Origin of the sequence: Gimesia sp., assembly GCF_048262075.1 — a bacterium.
Taxonomy (GTDB): Bacteria; Planctomycetota; Planctomycetia; order Planctomycetales; family Planctomycetaceae; genus Gimesia.
This window is the reverse complement of record NZ_JBLXFK010000016.1, coordinates 79,001-96,744: the sequence shown is the minus strand read 5'-3', so window position 1 is coordinate 96,744 and position 17,744 is coordinate 79,001. Positions and strand designations below refer to the sequence as shown.

The 17,744-nt window shown below is 50.1% G+C and carries 11 protein-coding genes; 5 read left to right on the top strand and 6 right to left on the bottom strand.

Annotation, left to right across the window (positions count from 1 at the left end):
• Nucleotides 1-139: 139 nt before the first annotated feature.
• The 4 genes from polX (at nucleotide 140) to ACN0YH_RS24005 (ending at nucleotide 8,622) form a co-directional block, all read left to right on the top strand.
• On the top strand, nucleotides 140-1,861 hold the full coding sequence (gene polX / locus ACN0YH_RS24020) for a DNA polymerase/3'-5' exonuclease PolX (RefSeq protein ID WP_417382132.1): 1,722 nt from the start codon (nucleotides 140-142) through the stop codon (nucleotides 1,859-1,861).
• Between the two features lie 71 nt (nucleotides 1,862-1,932).
• A complete protein-coding gene (locus ACN0YH_RS24015) occupies nucleotides 1,933-3,420 on the top strand; it encodes an AAA family ATPase (protein ID WP_417382131.1) in 1,488 nt (495 codons plus the stop codon).
• A 285-nt stretch (nucleotides 3,421-3,705) separates the two neighbouring features.
• Nucleotides 3,706-4,311 carry a hypothetical protein gene (locus tag ACN0YH_RS24010; protein ID WP_417382130.1) on the top strand — a complete coding sequence of 202 codons (606 nt, stop codon included), beginning with the start codon at nucleotides 3,706-3,708 and terminating at the stop codon, nucleotides 4,309-4,311.
• A gap of 84 nt (nucleotides 4,312-4,395) precedes the next feature.
• On the top strand, nucleotides 4,396-8,622 hold the full coding sequence (locus ACN0YH_RS24005) for a c-type cytochrome (protein WP_417382129.1): 4,227 nt from the start codon (nucleotides 4,396-4,398) through the stop codon (nucleotides 8,620-8,622).
• On the opposite strand, the gene ACN0YH_RS24000 is transcribed toward ACN0YH_RS24005, so the two are convergent.
• From ACN0YH_RS24000 to ACN0YH_RS23975, 6 genes are all read right to left on the bottom strand, one after another.
• The gene (locus ACN0YH_RS24000) at nucleotides 8,585-9,952 is read right to left on the bottom strand and encodes a prealbumin-like fold domain-containing protein (RefSeq protein ID WP_417382128.1); all 1,368 of its coding nucleotides are present in this window, start codon (nucleotides 9,950-9,952) and stop codon (nucleotides 8,585-8,587) included. The two genes, ACN0YH_RS24005 and ACN0YH_RS24000, sit on opposite strands and share 38 nt — an antisense overlap.
• A gap of 40 nt (nucleotides 9,953-9,992) precedes the next feature.
• The gene (locus ACN0YH_RS23995; protein WP_417382127.1) at nucleotides 9,993-11,453 is read right to left on the bottom strand and encodes a hypothetical protein; all 1,461 of its coding nucleotides are present in this window, start codon (nucleotides 11,451-11,453) and stop codon (nucleotides 9,993-9,995) included.
• A gap of 44 nt (nucleotides 11,454-11,497) precedes the next feature.
• Entirely contained in the window at nucleotides 11,498-12,955 is a 1,458-nt protein-coding gene (locus ACN0YH_RS23990; RefSeq protein WP_417382126.1) for a hypothetical protein, read from the bottom strand.
• 50 nt (nucleotides 12,956-13,005) lie between these two features.
• On the bottom strand, nucleotides 13,006-14,133 hold the full coding sequence (locus tag ACN0YH_RS23985; RefSeq protein WP_417382125.1) for a hypothetical protein: 1,128 nt from the start codon (nucleotides 14,131-14,133) through the stop codon (nucleotides 13,006-13,008).
• Between the two features lie 220 nt (nucleotides 14,134-14,353).
• Nucleotides 14,354-14,686, bottom strand: a complete 333-nt coding sequence (locus tag ACN0YH_RS23980; RefSeq protein WP_002643791.1) for a PadR family transcriptional regulator — start codon at nucleotides 14,684-14,686, stop codon at nucleotides 14,354-14,356.
• Nucleotides 14,687-15,148: 462 nt separating this feature from the next.
• Nucleotides 15,149-16,330: a M20 family metallopeptidase gene (locus ACN0YH_RS23975; protein ID WP_417382124.1), complete on the bottom strand. Its 1,182-nt coding sequence runs from the start codon at nucleotides 16,328-16,330 to the stop codon at nucleotides 15,149-15,151.
• Nucleotides 16,331-16,544: 214 nt separating this feature from the next.
• On the opposite strand from ACN0YH_RS23975, the gene ACN0YH_RS23970 reads away from it, so the two are divergent.
• Complete coding sequence (locus ACN0YH_RS23970; protein WP_417382123.1) at nucleotides 16,545-17,489, top strand: SMP-30/gluconolactonase/LRE family protein; 945 nt, start codon at nucleotides 16,545-16,547, stop codon at nucleotides 17,487-17,489.
• Nucleotides 17,490-17,744: the final 255 nt, after the last annotated feature.

Below are 17,744 nucleotides of genomic sequence, written 5' to 3'. Positions count from 1 at the left end.
GCAGAAACTCAAAGTCTCAACAAAGTGCAAGTGCCTGACCGCCTTGCACTTTTTTTATGCGCCAATCCCGTTATCGTAAATAGCATACGACACCACTTTTGGTTTCCACTCTCTTTGATCAAACAGCCGGATTCGGAACATGCAAAACACAGAAATCGCACGCCAGTTTGAGGAACTGGCAGATCTGCTGGAAATTCAAGGCGCAAACCCCTTTCGGCTTCGCGCGTATCGAAACGCCGCACGAACCATCACTGGGCTGCCCGACTCCATTCAGGACATTGTGGAGTCCGATCCCCAAGAACTGCAGGAGCTGCCGGGCATCGGCAAAGACCTCGCCGAAAAAATTGTCACGATCGTTGAAACCTCGACACTCCCCCAGCTGGAAGAACTCAAAGAACAGATTCCGGCAGATGTAGTTCGTATGTTGGATATTCCCGGCATCGGTCCTAAAAAAGTCGCATTTCTGTTTTCCGAACTTTCAATCCACTCGCTCGACGACCTCAAGGCAGCCGCCGAAAATGGCGTGATCGCCGAGCAGAAAGGCTTCGGCAAAAAAACAGAACAGATCATTCTGGAAGGACTCGAACATCTCAGCCAGGCCGGAAACCGCGTCCGACTGGCAGAGGCCAAAGCGCAATGCGATGCCATCATTCATGATCTCAGTAAACTCGATTCAGTGCAGCAGATATCAGAAGCCGGCAGTTGTCGCAGACGCAAAGAATCCGTCGGTGACCTGGATGTCCTTGTCACTTCCAGCCAGCCTGCGGAAGTCATGGACGCGTTGGCGGATCACGAACTGGTCAACAAAGTCCTCGCCCGCGGTGATACCAAACAGCGTGTGCGGCTCAACTCAGGTCTCGAACTGGATCTCCGTGTCGTCCCCGAAGAATCGTATGGCGCCGCCCTGCTCTACTTTACCGGCTCCAAAGAACACAACATTGTACTCCGGCGCCGTTCCCAGGATCGTGGTCTCAAACTGAATGAGTACGGTCTGTTCCGCGAGGACGAACTGGTGTCAGGCAAGACCGAAGAAGAAGTTTACCAAGCGCTCGATCTTCCCTGGATCCCGCCCGAAATCCGCGAAGACCGCATGGAATTTGCCGCTGCGGAAAAGGATGAATTACCTGAACTGATCGATCTCAAAGATATTCGCGGCGACCTGCATATGCATACGACAGCCACCGATGGCACGGCCTCCATCCTGGAAATGGCGGAAGGTGCCAAAGCCAAAGGTTATCAATATATTGCCATCACCGACCATTCCAAACGGGTCTCCATGGCGAACGGCCTTGATGCCAAACGACTGCGGGCGCACTGGAAAGCCATCGAAAAAGTACAAGGTCAAATCTCCGGTATTCAGATCCTCAAAGGCATCGAATGCGACATCCTTGAAGATGGCAGCATGGACCTGCCCGATGATGTCCTCAGTGAAGCCGACTGGGTCATTGCCGTCTTGCATTATGGTCTCAAGCAACCCCAGAAACAGATCAATCAACGCCTGCTGAATGCCATCCAGAACCCGAACGTCTCCATCATCGGCCATTTATCGGGCCGTCTGATCGGCAAACGACCCGGTGCTGATCTCAATTACGGCGAGATCCTCAAAGCCGCCGCCGACTATGGTACCATGCTGGAAATCAACGCACATCCCATGCGACTCGATATCGACGATATCCACGCAGCCCGGGCCAAAGAACTGGGCATCCCGATTGTCATTAACACGGATGCCCACAGCGTCTCCGGGCTGGATGTCATGCAGTACGGCATCTACCAGGCACGTCGGGCCGGTTTAACGAAAAAAGATGTCGCGAACACTAAAACCTGGAAGCAATTTCAGAAATTGTTGAAAACATCGAAATAATCTTTCATCCGCTTTCCTGAGAATTCCGTTACCGCTTCAAACAATATCAGACTGAACAGGAACGAAATTTCATGCCGAATTCACTGGAACTGCTGATCCGCTCGGGTAACCCTTTAATCTCTATCGAGACCTTGGATGAACAGCGTGCCTTAAAGGTAATCAGGGACATCGCACTGAAGTTGAAGAAACCCATCTTCGAATGGTCTACGACGGCCGGATTATGCAAGCTGGAACATGGCAGTCTGAAATCAGCGACCGTGCCCGGCGGAAAACCGGAACAGCCTTTGACTTTCATCCGTCAGAACACCGACCAGGATCTGTTTGTATTTAAGGATTTAGGTGCCTACTGTCGGGACAGTGTCGTCAATCGTATGCTCCGCGACCTGATGGAGACCTGCCACGAAAAAAAATCGACCATCATCCTGATCGATGCCTTCCCGTTACCCGATGAAATCAAACGCTTCACCATCAGGTATGAACTGGGCTGGCCCACGACCGATGAATTATCAGATGTCATTAAACAGACCTACAATAAGATCAAACGGGAAAGTGATTCTGAAATCAAAGCCAGGCTGACCCGCCGCGAAATGGAACAGCTCGTGTTGACCATGCGGGGGCTCAGCTGCAGTGAAGTCGAGCGTGTCATCAGTTCAGCAATCTTGCAGGACAACGATCTCAACGCCAATGATTTACCACATATCATTGAAGCCAAACGCACACTTCTGGGCTCCACTGGTTGCCTGGAATCCATCGCCGTCGACGTCAAATCAGAAGAAGTGGGTGGACTCAATAAATTAAAAGACTGGCTGCAACTTCGTCGGGGTGGCTTTACTCAGAAAGCCCGGGAATACGGAATTGAACCACCGCGCGGCGTACTCATGCTGGGTGTACCCGGTTCCGGTAAAAGCCTGTGTGCGAAAATGGTTGCGGCAGACTGGAATATGCCGCTCCTGCGCCTGGACCCGGGCATGCTCTATCAGAAATTCATCGGCGAAAGTGAAAGCCAGTTAAGACAGGCCCTCTCCCAGGCCGAATCCATGGCACCTGTGATTCTCTGGATTGATGAAATTGAGAAAGCATTCGCGTCAGCCTCCGGTTCGTCCGCTGATGGAGGTCTCTCCAAACGGATGTTTGGCACCCTGCTCGCCTGGATGCAGGACCATCGACATCCGATTTTCATCATCGCTACTGCCAACGATATCTCCGCCCTTCCGCCGGAACTGATGCGCAAAGGACGCTTTGATGAAGTCTTCTTTGTCGACCTGCCTACTGATACAGCCCGCGAACAGATTCTGAAAATTCATCTCGAAAGGCGTAAACGCGATTCAGATCAATTCGACCTGCGCTCACTGGCAGCGCTCGCAGAAAACTTTACCGGTGCCGAGCTGGAACAGGCGGTCATGTCAGGCCTGTTCGCCGCCTTTTCCGAAAATGCCGAAATCGAAGACAGGCATATTGCCTCGGAAATTCAAAAAACACGCCCATTAGCCGTACTGATGCAGGAACGGATCGCCCAACTGCGCCTCTGGGCTCAGAACCGCTGTGTTCCCGCTGATTAACAACTGCCAGTCTGTTTCAGACTGAAAACAGACCTGTTGTTTTTTCGCAACATGCTTATACAAAAACATTAACTTCTGCAAAATTTGACGCAGTCAGCCAATTCTGGAAGCATCGAGTTGAAAATCGGCAGGAAATGCGGGACAATTAGACTGTGTCCAGTTTTACTGTAGCGTCTCCAAGGCTATTTGAACCGAGTAGAATAGTTTGAGAGGCGCTATGCTTAATTGTGATGTACTCTAACTCAGTCGTACGCATTATCTCCTGATTTCAAATTGAGGTTATATATGATTTCTCCCACCACATTCAGAAGAGTACTGTATTCCGTCCTGGGACTTTCTCTTGCTATCTATGCCTGCTCAGCAAAAGCAGCCGACACAGAAGAAAAAACAGAGAAAACAACCGAAGTCAAAATCAAAGACATCACACTCAAAATCCCAGAAGCCTGGAAAAGCTCTCCCCCCTCCAACAACCTGCGACTGGCTCAATTTGAAATCCCCGCAGTCAAGGGTGATCAAGAACCAGCAGAACTGGTCATCTCATCCTTTGGCGGTACTGGTGGTGGAGTCTCTGCCAACATCTCTCGCTGGATCGGACAGTTTGCAGCAGGAAAAGATCGCGAAGTCAAAGTCACCCAGGGAGAATCCAAAGACGGTAAATATATCTTTGCCGACCTCTCAGGTACCTACAACAAGTCCATTGGACCTCCATTCCTTCGCAAAACCAAAGCGGTTCCCGATTCGCGCATGCTGGGTGTCATCCTGGCTGTGGAAGGAAAAGCTTACTACTTCCTGAAGTTAACCGGCCCTAAAAAGACCGTCGCTTCCATCGTCGATGAATTCCGCGCCTCTTTCGGTGCCGACGCTAAAGAAGAAAAGCCATTCGAACAATAACGAATGGCTGCTTTTTTATTTTCATCACGACTTATTTCAGATTCTTTAAAAACTAATCCTCAGCACTGAATCTACCGGATCATTATGCTCACCCAGCGAATTCCTGCAGCCTGGATCAGGGGCGTTCTGCCCCTGATATTATTCTTACTTATTGCTCTCTTTCTCACGATTGCCAATAGAAATCTGGCTGCAGAAGAAATTGATCCCGAAGAAGACGATTATCCCCCCGGGCTGCTGGCAACTTACCAGTCTGGAAATACGCAGATCCAGCGAATTGATCCCGATATTGCCTTCGACTGGGGTCAACAGGCCCCGTTACCTCAACTGCCGGCAGAACACTTTTCCGCGGACTGGACCAGCCTGATCCTCGTCAGGCAACCTGGTGACTACCAGATCTCAGCCTACCTGGAAGGGGAACTCACCGTTGAAATTGACGGCAAAACGGTTCTGGAAGGCAAACGCGATACCGCCGGCTGGATCGTCGGAAAAAAATACAAACAGAACTTTGGTGAATTCGAACTCAAAGTCGCCTATAAAAAAATCTCGCCGCAGGCACGCGTACAACTCTTCTGGTCTTCGAATCGGTTCGGACTGGAACCGATCCAGGCGAATATTCTTTATCGCGAAGAGGGCAATCCCGATGTCGCTCAAATCTGGCGCGGACGCACTCACTTCGACGCTCACCGCTGTAACCGCTGTCATCAACGCGAACAGCAGTTGACCAGCCCTGCCGCTCCCGATCTGACGCATGTCACAACGGCCCTGAACCCGGAATGGCTGGTTCGTAAAATTCAAAACGAGAGCGCCGTATCCGCCCACGCAAAGATGCCTTTCTTCGGCTTTAATGACCAGGAAGCGGAAGCCATCGCCGCATATTTATATGCCAATACGAAATCGGCATCACTCAATAAAATCCCAGCCCCGAAAAAAGACAAAAAAACGAAGAAAGCCCCCACGCATGATGAAGAACAACGTGCCGGCGAAATCCTGATGCGTTCGGTCGGCTGTCTTGCCTGCCATACGATTGACGGCAAAGGCAATCAGCAACCCTTCAGTGGTGGCGATCTCAGCAGTATTGGCGACAAACGCGAGACACAGTGGTTTTACACCTGGCTCTCAGACCCGGCGAAACTCAATAAAGACCATCGTATGCCGGTCATCAAACTCAGTACCACCGAACGCCGCCAACTGGCTTATGCGCTCTCAGAATTGAAACAGGCCGATCTCCCTGAAGGTAAAAAACCACCAACTGATAAATCGCTCATCGCCGAGGGAAAAAAACTGATCACCCAGGCCCGCTGTGCCGCCTGCCATACGATTCCCTGCATTGAAAAACCGACTCAGCAGATCGTCGATCTTTCCAAGTCGACTGAAGACTGGAAAAACTCCTGTCTGGCTGAAACCCCCGACCTGAAAAAGGGGCGCCCCGCCTATCGTACCATCGACCGGGAAGCCGTCATCGCCTATCTCAAATCAAGCGCTGGAGCGCCGTCTCCAGAAAACGAATTTGATCGCGGCCGCTACGTCCTGGAACAGCGCAACTGCATCTACTGTCACGAACGGGACAAACACGAAGGCATCACCCAGATCGCCGGTCAGATGGCCAAGTTCGATCCCGCGCTCGCCGGACAGAGTGAAGGCATGATTCCCCCCGCGCTGACCGCCGTCGGCGACAAACTCAAGCAGGAAGCCCTTTCCCAAGCCGTCAGTGGCGAACAGAAAAAAGTGCGCATGCCCTGGCTGCGCGTCCGCATGCCTCGCTTCCAGCATACAAAAGACGACAAACAGGCACTGCTTGATTACCTGGTCGCCCATGATCGGGTTCCCGACGATGGTCCGCGCCAGCCCGGATTCATGGTCGACTCCTCCGATCAGGATCGCGCGCAACTGCTGATTGCCGGTCAGACCATTACCGGCGCTAAAGGTTTCAGTTGTATCTCCTGCCACGTACTCGGCGAATATGAACCGCGCAACGTCGCGCTGGGAACCCGCGGTTCTGACCTGCTGATGCTCGGCGATCGTATGCGGAAAGAATACTTCCTCCGCTGGGTTCACAATCCACTCCGGATCGTGCCCGGCATGGAAATGCCCGCACTCAAGAAAAGCGTTCCCAAAGTACTGGGAGGCAATATCGACCGTCAGCTGGATGCCATCTGGCTCGGCTTGAATGATCCCCAGTTCAAAGTTCCGACGAACCCCTCTGTCGTGGAACAGTTCTTTACTGTCGCTGCTGGCGAACCGGCGCGGATTGTCCGCGATGTCTTTACCAATCCCAAAGAAACCGGCGGCGGCTATGTATCACGTGCCTTTGTGGTCGGCTTTGATAACGGACACAACCTGCTGTTCGACCTCGATCAATTCTCCATTGTTCAATGGACACTGGGAGACCTGGCCCGCCAGCGCACCGAAGGTAAAAGCTGGTACTGGGATATGGCCGGCTCCCCCATCATCTCCGGTTACGATCGTGGCTTTGAATTTGTGCTGACTCCCACCGGTAACAAGCCCGCAGCGGCCGTCTATCCACTGCTCCAGAACGGCCTGGCAGGCACATTGCGCAGCTACGAATCCCAAGGGAATCAGGTCACTCTGAATTATGAACTCAATTTTAAAATCGGCGAGAAGACCACAACCGTCTCAGTGACGGACACCTTCCAGACGCTCTCCGATCAGCCGGGTAAGACGGGGCTGCAACGCACGACCAAAGCAGGAAATCTTCCCGAAGGCTACGCACTCCATATTGGTCGACCTCGTTTCTCCACCAGCATCGGCAATCCCCAAATCACGGTTGCCGGTAAACCCGATGCAACCTGGATGCACATCACCGATAACAATTCTCATGAATACGTACAGGCAGACAGCCCCTCCTCCGGACAGGCCAACCTGACACTCAACTACCTCTGCAAACTCAAAGCAGAAGGGCTGCAGGTCAAAACCAAGCCCCAACCCAAGCCGGAAATCGAAACCGTCACCAGCGCGCCCGGCTTTGACGGCGTGCGACTGCCGCTGGATGGCGGCATCATGCCGACGGCCCTCGCCTGGCGTGAAGATGGCACTTTGATTTTCACCTCGCTCAAGGGAGACGTCTATCTCGCCAAAGATACCGACGGCGATGGTGTGGAAGATCAATTGACCCTGTTTGAAGAAGGCCTTTCCGCCCCGTTCGGCATCATCGCTGATGGCTCCGATATCATTGTTTCTCATAAACCGGAAGTCATTCGCCTCTCCGATACCAACGGGGATGGCAGAGCCGACCAGCGTACAATCATCGCGACCGGCTGGGGCTTCAATGATAACTACCATGACTGGGCCACCGGCTGTATTCGTGACAGCCAGGGCAATCTGTATGTCGGCTTAGGCAGCGATTATGCCCAGATGAAACGGCCCGACGATCAGATCAACTGGCGCGGCAAAATTCTCAAGATCACCTATAACGGCAATCTCGAAATCCTGGGACACGCCTTCCGCTATCCCACGGGACTGGCAATCAACTCCAAAGATGAAATTTATATCTCCGATCAACAGGGCGTGCAGAATACGTTTAACGAAATTAATTTACTGATACCCGGGAAAGCGTACGGCGTTCCCAGTCAGTCTGACTTGCGAAACAAAGAAAACCTCGAAGAAACCCGCGCTGCCATCCAGGTGCCTCACCCCTGGACGCGCAGTGTCAACGGTTTAACCTGCATCCCGAAACAGTTCGCCTATGACAGTCTGTTCGATCAAGGGCTGGGCTGCGAATACAATCAACGTTTCCTGATCCGCTTCACCACACAGAAAGTCGGCGATACCGTTCAGGGCGCCACTTATTATTTCACCCGCGCCGATGTGCCTCCCGATGAACACAATTTCGCCGGCCCCATGTCGGTTGCCGTTAGTCCCCAAGGTGACATCTACGTCGGCAGCATCCACGACAGCGGCTGGCTCGGCGGTCAGAATACCGGTTCGATTACCAAACTGACCCCCAACGGCAAACTGCCGAACGGTATCAAAGAACTCCGCGCGACTCACGATGGTTTTGAACTCGAATTCTTCGCCCCTGTTGACGCGAAAAAAGCGGCCGACAAAGAGGCCTATACCATTGCCGGTTACACCCGCGTCTGGAGCGGCAGCTACGCCAGCCCCGACAGCGGCCGGTATAAAGTCGAAGTCGAAGAAGCGACAGTTTCAGACGACAAAAAAACGGTTCGCCTCAAGGTCAACGAACTCAAAGAAAAATTCGTCTACGAAGTCAACTGCCAACAGATCGGGAAAGGAGAGGAAAAGCTCTTCCCGGTCACGGGGCACTACTCAATGAACCGGATTCCAGAGTAACCGGAAACAGATCGGGAATGTTGATTTTCCAGATATTGGGCTGATTTGCCGTTGCGATATAGGTCTCATGAGTTGATCTGTTTGCTTTAAATCCATGAATCTGTTTCAGTTCCGAAGGGGTCATATTCACCACCAGTTCGGGATCGATTTCAAAATTGTGAAAGGGAGACATAATTAAACCTAAACCACCTTGTGGTAATGGATAGTTAGTGAATTTAAGGCTATTATTCTGAAACCATAAAACTTTCGGGGCAAATAAGTCATTAATCTCAGCCAATTGGCTGAGTTCATTCTTCTTAACCAGATAGACCGTTGGCGTGTTATATCTCCCCTCGAGGATCTCTACTGTCGGATGCCAGGTCAGTTTCTGTGGATCAAGATTTTCATACTTTCCGTCAGCCGCCAAAGGGCAACGAGTTACTCTGTCATTCTTCACATCGATCAGATAAACGCTTCTCTCAGATTCCTGATTCATGTTATGACGATATAACCAAAGTCGATCATGAATATCTTCAGCTGATATCAGCCTGAATTTTCTTGCATCAGTAGTTTTTTCGAAATCAAGAGATCGGAAATCACATAATAAGAAATAATCTTTATCGTCGGGCATATTCTGCCAGTTGACCTGAAATTGAACTTTCACCTTTTCTGGAGCACTGGCTGGACAGACGATGGTCTGTTCAAACTTTCGGCCGGGAATCGTGGTGATCAACTCAGCCTGAGGAGCCTCGCCCCAGGGCGATTTCAGTGTCAAAAGATATTTGCCCCAAGGCAGCTTTCCAAAATCCAGCAAGCCGTTTTTGTCACTGACAGCTTCAACGGTAAAAACAGGGTTGTTGCCGTCCCCCTTAGACAAGGTCCCTTCAAATCCTGCAGCCGGTTGTTCCTCACTCCCCTCCTGAACCAACTGAAACAAAATTGGCTGCAGTTCCCCCGGCGCTTCAGATGCGGATTTCTCCTGCGCCTGCTTGAACTGTTCCAGCATCAGTAGATTGAACGCCCGGCTTTCCTGCATCATCGACCAGGCAATGCCCACCACAGCGATACAGCACACCGCCATCACGGCAGAAATTCCGGTCAAAATTCGTTGTGACATAATTCTCTCCTTCATCGCGTCCAGCCAGAGCTGACGGGCGATTTTGATGGGATCGCCGAATTGATTTAAGACGCGTTGTTTTGCCGTCTGTTCATCCGGATTCTTCAATAACTCTCGATTCAAGGCACAGGCAAAGTGATCGCTGAGTTCATCAATAATATTCTGTCTGAGCGATGACGGTTCATCGTCACGCTCGGGTGGAAAATCTTCGATACTGATCTCAGGCCAGGCCACGCAATACCCCTTCATTTTAATGGGACAGAAATGCTTCGCTTTAGAAAAAGCCCCCGCCAGATCCCTCAACTTCAACCTGTTTCGCCTCTTCAGGAACGTGTAACTGCTCAAACTCAGGCAATTTAATTTTCCAGACATTCTCCTGGTCTTTGGCAGCGGTGAACTTCAGCAGCTTTGCGAATTGAATTCCACTGGCATAGGCAAACGGACTTCCACTGGCATTTTGAGCTCCTTTTTTCTCCTCTCTAGCTGCTGCATTCAGAGCCGCGATCTTTCGATGCGTGACAATCAATGTGGTAGCCTCAACGCTATTGGGACCTCCAAAACTTCCGGCATTCTGCAGGTTGAGATTGGCTGGAGAAATCATTCGTAAGGATTCTCGACTGTGATTCAAGACCATAAACGAAACGCTACCTTCCCCCACATTAACATTATCTAGCAGTAGATCAGCCAGGTCCTGCCGGTACAGAAGATACATCACCGGCAGCAGATACTGATCTCCTTCAATCATATTGATCGACTGTTTTGCTTCTAATTTATCAAAATCAATATTCTGGAACTTACGATTGATATCTAAAGGACAGCGAAAGACCTGATTCTTCTGATTGATCAGACAGGCCATCGGATAGTCCCATGTTCCCTCCAGCGGATTGGGATATGGTCTGGTCCAAAGCTCAGCTCCAATTTTACGGGATAAGGCAGAGAGTCCACTGTCAATGTGCCGGGGTCGAAAGTCGCACAACAACAGCCAGTCATCTGACTTCAAGTCATCAGGCCATTCCACCTCAATTCGGACCGGGACTTCAATGGGTGCAGCACTCGGGCAAACGATGGTCTGGGAAAAGTTGCGTCCCGGTAACACAGTCAAATCATCGTGATAAGATTCTCCCCAGGGAGCGATGACATTTAACGAATACACCCCCCAGGGCAGCTTGCCAAAATCCAGTTTTCCTTCAGCATCACTCTTTTCTTTGAGTGTGAATGAATCTGTGTTATCCCCGATTTTAGTCAACTTCCCTTCAAAGCCGCCCCCTGGCTTCCCGTCTTCCTTCCCTTGAACCAGCTGAAAGGAAACCTGATTCATTTCACCGGCAGCTGACTCAGTTTGAACTTCCGGCACCGGTCGATTCGCAATTTCCGTCATCTGCGCCATCATTCGAGTATTGAACGCCTGGCTCTCCTTCATCATCGACCAGACCATCCCCACCACAATTACACCACAGACTGCCATCAGGACAGAGATTCCGGTCATAATACGTTGAGACATGATTTTCTCCTTCATGGCATCCAGCCAGAGTTGGCGGGCGATTTTGATGGGATCGCCGAAATGTTGAATAACACGTTGTCTCGCCAGTTGTTCGTCTGAGTTCTTTAACAGTTCCCGATTCAATGCACACGCGAAATGGTCGCTGAGTTCATCAATAATATCCTGTCTGAGCGATGACGGTTCGTCGTCACGCTCGGGCGGAAAATCTTCGATGCTGATCTCAGGCCAGTTCACGTTCTACTCCTGTAGTTAGCAAACGATTTTTGAAACCGTTTATCTTAGAATAAGCCCTGACCGGCACCGCCGATTCTCTGGGGCATCTTGAGATTTTCCAGGTAAGGTAATTTGATTTCCCAGAGATTCTCTTCGCCTTGAGATGCCGTAAAGACAAGTCGCTTTGATAATTCGATCCCGTCTGCATACCGTGGTGCTTCATTCACGTTCATCAGATCAACCTGAGCTAAATGAATGGGGGCATTTCGAAAGGGGAGCATAAGAAAAGTATGAGCTTCGATAATATTAAATCCAGATTCTCCTCCCAGAGATCTTCTATATTTCAGACTATAATCACCTATGTTAGATCTACCGTTATTTAAAACGTTATAGTTTTGCTTTTCATTCAATTCCGTCAGTCTCTGCAAATCTTTTTTCTGTATCAGAATCAGATCAGGCAAAACATGTTTTCCCTGACTCATCTTTACCGAGGTCGATTCGACCAGCTGCTGCGAATCAATGTCTTTGAATTCCCCGTCTTTAGCTAATGGACATGCTGTGATTAAATTCTGATGATTGATGAGATAGACACCAGTGGAATGTTCAGTCGAATCCTGTTGGTAAATCCAGTTTTTATCTTGAATAAGTCTACTGCTCTCCACCTGCTGCTTCCGGCCTGAGGCATTACGAAAGTCACTTAACAGTACCCAGTCTTCTGCATTGAATTCGCCAGGCCATTTCACCTGAAATTGAACAGGGACCTGGGAAGGTGCCGCAGCCGGGCAAATGATTTTCTGCAAATATTTCCTTCCGGGGATGACCGATACATGCTGATGAAAAGTCTCACCCCAGGGAGCGTTCAAATTCAGTTGATATTTCCCCCAGGGCAACTTTCCAAAATCAAGTAGCCCCTCTGCATTACTGGCTGCTTCCAGTGTGAAGGTCTCCATAAGAGTTCCATCTTTCATCAGTGTGCCCGTAAAACCGATGGCTGGGGTTTTGTCTTTGTTATCATGAACGAGCTGGAAGGAGATCTGATTCATTTCTTCACTGCTGACACTGGCTGCGGCTTGTTGTTCCTGTTTTAACTCTTTCAGCTGATCCAGGATTTGCTGATCTCTGTCAACCATGGCAACGGGTTGAGGTCGATCCGCAATCGCCGCCAGATGCGCGAGCATTTTCTGGTTCACCACCCGACTCTCCTGCACCAGGATCCAGGCAAACCCCACTACCGTAATACAGCAAACTGCCATCACGGCAGAGATTCCGGTCATAATACGTTGAGACATGATTTTCTCCTTCATTGCATCCAGCCAGAGTTGGCGGGCGATTTTGATGGGGTCGCCGAAGTGATTAATCACACGTTGTTTTGCCAGACGTTCGTCTGAATTCTTCAATAACTCTCGATTCAAGGCACAGGCAAAGTGGTCGCTGAGTTCATCGATAATATCCTGCCGCAATGACGAAGGTTCGTCGTCACGCTTGGGCGGAAAATCTTCGATACTCAGCTCAGGCCAGTTCACTTTGTATTCCCCTAATTTCAAACGATGAAATACTGTTACGATCCTTACATCTAATAGAGCATCGCTTCTAGATCCGAACGAGTCCACTCTATCTTAGGTATGTTAATCTCCCAGACATTCGGTGATTCTTTAACAGCTGTAAACAGGAGCGGCTCTGGCAGTTGGATTCCGTGGAGTTCCGTGACAGCATATCCAGAAAGTGATTTTAACTGTTTCTCAAACGGAGATTCTATTTTCAGTACCTCGAAAGGGTTAACAAAAAAGCTGAACCCGGTCCCACGTCTCAATTTGGGGTAGATTCTTAGACCTGGATTCTGTCCAGGAGTGAAGGCCAGGATTCCAAAGGGCGGGGGAGAATTCAACTCTGCCAGTTTTTTCAAAGTGTCCTTTCGAGTCAGATAAAAAACAGACAAATGATATTCTCCCTGATTCATCGTGATTTCCGAATGTAGTTTTAATTCTTCCAAATTGATATTTTTATAATCCCCTTCTGAAGTCAAGGGACAGAAACCTACTCGATTATCACTGTTGATCAGATAAACGCCTTTGGGGTCGCGCTGAAGATCCTGATCGTAGATCCAAAAGTGATTTTCAATGCTTCGTTTGCTTTTGAGCGTGAATGGAACGAGCTCTTTTCCTTGAAGCGGATATCGGAAATCACACAATACAACCCAGTCATCTGGGGTTAGTTTGTCCGGCCAGTTGATATGGAATTGTACGGGAACACCTTTAGGAGCACTCGCAGGACAGACGATTGTTTTCAAATAATCACGCCCCGGGATTGTGACAATACTGTTTTCAAAACACATTTCATTCCAAGGGGCATGCAATTTTAAATTGTATCTTCCCCAGGGCAATTGACCATAATCGAGTTTTCCGGATTCATCGATAACTGCACTTATTGAAAATGAGTCTGTCTTATCTCCGCTCTTTGTCAATTCGCCAGAAAAGCCGACTGCTGGTTTGCTGATATCTCCCTGCTGGACCAGTTGGAAGGAGATTTCATTCATCTCATCAGAAGTAGCACTAACTGAATCAGTTTGAGTTTGGTTCAGATGTTCCAAAAGTTTCAAATTGACTTGTTCGCTCCGTTTCATCATCAACCAGGCAATTCCCGCCACGGCGATACAACAAACTGCCGCGGTGACAGAGACTCCGGTCATAATGCGTTGCGACATGATTTTCTCCTTCATCGCGTCCAGCCAGAGCTGGCGGGCAATTTTGATGGGATCACCGAATTGAGATAACACGCGTTGTTTTGCGATTTGTTCGTCCGGATTTTTTAACAGTTCTCGATTCAAGGCACACGCAAAGTGATCGCTGAGTTCATCGATAATATCCTGCCGCAACGACGAAGGTTCATCGTCACGCAGCGGCGGAAAGTCTTCGATACTGAGCTCAGGCCAGGCCACTTTGTGCTCCCAGAATACGTTCGATGGCGGAGGAGAACTGCTTCCATTCCTGCCGTTTCTCGTTGAGCGCTTTCTGTCCCTGGATCGTCAGTTCGTAATACTTCCGCCGACGACCATCGACTTCACGCCAGAACGATTTCAACAGTTTTTTACGCTGCAGCTTATGCAACGCGGGATACAGACTCCCCTCTTTCAGCTCAAACTCATTGGCCGAACGATTCGTGACGCGCTGCGTAATTTCATAGCCATAAGTGGGCCCTTCCGAAACCAGTTCCAGAATGAGCATCTCCATCGTGCCTGCAAATAATTGCGGATTCATCTCTTATCCTCCGATACATAGGATGACTACACATCCAATATATAGCCGCTCTAGGTATTAACTGTCAAGAAGATTTTTGAAAAGAAATTAAATACACTGGGTGAAACCGAATGCAATTCGGTATTGCCGCAGGCACCAGGAAATTGTCGGAGTCAACGCACAATAAAAGGGAAACTTCCGACCCCGGTTGCGGTAGGGTGCGGACCCATGTGTCCGCCCGCCTGGTGAAGATTGAACTGTTTTACGCTCTGAACGGGACCAGTAAAACATTCGTAGCGTGACAATGTAAAGGAAGTCTAGACCGCGGGCGAACACATGGGTTCGCCCCTACGTCGAGTGCTTGCACTGACAGTTTCCTGCTCGCTACGCTCGGCCCGATTTACATTCGAGCCCACCCACGGATTTATTTTCTGACGCCATCGGGAGGCAGGCGGATGGACACATGGGCCACGCCCTTGTCTCTTACGCTTGACTCCCAGCGTTGGCACAGAACTGGTAGTAGACTTCTTCCGATTTCAGCAGTTGATCAATCTCGAGCCACTCATCCACTGTATGCGCCTGGGCAATCGAACCGGGGCCGAAGACCATTGAGGGGACGCCCCCCTGGTTCACACGCGCTGCATGCGTTCCGTAAGGTACACCCACTTTTTTGTGACCGGGTTCCAGCTTGTCGATCACGGACATCAGTCGGTCGCTCCACTCTCCATTATTGTGATCCGATAATGAAACGCCGGTGATCCACGGTGGCAACATCTCGAATTCGAAAGGCAGTGTCTGCTTTAAGTATTCTTCCACCTGATTCATGACCTCAATACCATCCTCGCCCGGAATCACACGGCGGTCGATTTCGATGGTACACCAGTCAGGCACGATGTTGACACTTTCGCCCCCTTCGATCACCCCCACACTTAAAGTCGGCGGACCGCACAGCGGATGCGCGTCCCAGCTTGAAAGTTCGTCGGCGTATGCCTGCAGTGCCTTGATGACATCCGCCATCTTGTAGATGGCATTCACTCCATCGTTGGGTTGAGAACTATGGCAGGCTTTTCCCGTTGTTTTAATTTTCCAGCGAGTGGCTCCCCGATGTGCTACGACAATATCCAGCATGGTCGGTTCAGCAACTAACCCCAGATCGGGAGGCTCAGTCAGAATCTTGCTTAAGCCACTCGGGTTTTCCCAGAGTTGCACCAGATGATTAATGCCTTTGACGGTCGCCTCTTCATCACAGGTACAAGACAGAATCACATTTGCGGCGTCCGGGGGATTGTCTTTCACCAGTCGCGTGAAGGCCATCAACATCGCCGCCATACTGCCTTTGACATCACAGGCACCGCGCCCGTAAATCTTTCCCTCCTTTTCCGTGCCCTCAAAGGGGGGGACAATCATCCCTTCCACGGGAACCGTATCCTGGTGGACGTCCATCAGGATTGTAGGCACCCCCGGCCTGGGAGTAGTGCGTGCAATGACATTATTTCGCCCGGGAACGACTTCGATCGATTCGTATTCAACTCCCAGTTCTGCAAAATAGCTGCATAAAAACTGAGTCAGTCTGCCTTCGAAGTAGATATCACCGGTCACAGCGCGCCCCATTGGATTCACGCTGGGAATGGCAATCAGTTGTTTTAACAGCCTAACGGCATCCATCGACATTTCACCTCTCATCAAGCTCTCTAAACACGTTTACAAGCACTTGGTTGCGCAGCATAGCTCTCCGCCAAGTTTCCCTCATGGACGGATCGATTTCTACTGATACGGCAATCCGAATCTTCAGATGGTTGAATTTTATGAAGCAATCAGGCTCTAATGGTAAGATAGGTGTTCCCCATATTTGCTGAACTCATACTCCAAGGAGTCTCCGATGAAAAACATACTGAACTGGACTGCGGCTACCCTGATGCTTTCCCTGTCTGCAGCCGTGACACTGGCGGAAGACCAGACTGAAATCCCCGGCGTGGGCCCTGTCAGCAAGCCAGTGAAATTGTTTACTGATTTCAAATTCACGGAAGGTCCTGCGTTTGACCTGCAGGGAAACCTCTATTTCACGGATATCCCCGATAATAAAATCTATCAAGTCGATCCAAAGGGAAAACTGTCCACTTTTCTGGAGCCATCCAATCATTGCAATGGCCTGATGCTCGATGGAGCAAACAAGCTGCTGGCCTGCGAAATGGACGGACGACTGGTCAGTATCAACCTGAAAGACAAAAAAGTCACCCCACTGGCGCCGGAATACAAGGGAAAACGATTCAACGCCCCCAACGATCTTGTCATTGATCGCACGGGAGGCATTTACTTCACAGATCCACATTTCCGGTCTCCGGAACCGCTACCACAGGGAAAAGTCGCCGTCTACTACCGCTCTGCCGAGGGTGAAGTCACACGTCTGGTGGACGATCTTAAGGCCCCGAACGGCGTCATCCTTTCCCCCGATGAAAAAACGCTCTACGTCATCCCCAGTATGTCAAAAGAAATGTGGGCTTATCCGGTGACGGCACCTGGTAAAATCGGGAAAGGTCGTGTTTTCTGCAGCCTCAAGCAGGAACCAGGAACACCGGAACCGGGCAGAGGAGGCGATGGCCTGACAATCGATACCAATGGAAATCTCTATATTACCTCTGGCCTGGGCCTGCAGGTCTTCTCCCCGGAAGGAAAACTGCTGGGCATTATTGAAGTCCCCGAAAAACCGGCTAATGTGACTTTTGGCGGGAAAGATAATGCGAGCCTGTTCATTACCGCACGCACTTCGCTGTATCGGGTCGATACGAAAGCGAAAGGTCACCGTTTTCCGGGTAAATCATCATGATACCGGCAATGCGACTTGTTCCATCTGGTTCGATAATGAGTGAACCGGGATAAACTAAACGCTGGTCTGGCTGAAAAGCCGATAAAAAGACCAGCGTTTTTTATGAAACCAGGCGAATCGACAGGCAGTTGCCCGTTTCGCTCGATTCCGTTCAAAAATTTTTCCTGATTATCATCTTCCCTGTACGCGGGAATTGTGCTGGCTTTCTTAAGAAGTCATAATCAAAACTGCTGCTCGCAAAATGAAGAAAAACAT

Bases quoted from the DNA above. Each gene is read 5' to 3' on its own strand.
- ACN0YH_RS23980 (WP_002643791.1), bottom strand. From the start codon at position 14,686: ATGAATCCGCAATTATTTGCAGGCACGATGGAGATGCTCATTCTGGAA.
- ACN0YH_RS23970 (WP_417382123.1), top strand. From the start codon at position 16,545: ATGAAAAACATACTGAACTGGACTGCGGCTACCCTGATGCTTTCCCTG.
- ACN0YH_RS23985 (WP_417382125.1), bottom strand. From the start codon at position 14,133: ATGTCGCAACGCATTATGACCGGAGTCTCTGTCACCGCGGCAGTTTGT.
- ACN0YH_RS24010 (WP_417382130.1), top strand. From the start codon at position 3,706: ATGATTTCTCCCACCACATTCAGAAGAGTACTGTATTCCGTCCTGGGA.
- ACN0YH_RS24015 (WP_417382131.1), top strand. From the start codon at position 1,933: ATGCCGAATTCACTGGAACTGCTGATCCGCTCGGGTAACCCTTTAATC.
- ACN0YH_RS24005 (WP_417382129.1), top strand. From the start codon at position 4,396: ATGCTCACCCAGCGAATTCCTGCAGCCTGGATCAGGGGCGTTCTGCCC.
- ACN0YH_RS23975 (WP_417382124.1), bottom strand. From the start codon at position 16,330: ATGGATGCCGTTAGGCTGTTAAAACAACTGATTGCCATTCCCAGCGTG.
- polX (WP_417382132.1), top strand. From the start codon at position 140: ATGCAAAACACAGAAATCGCACGCCAGTTTGAGGAACTGGCAGATCTG.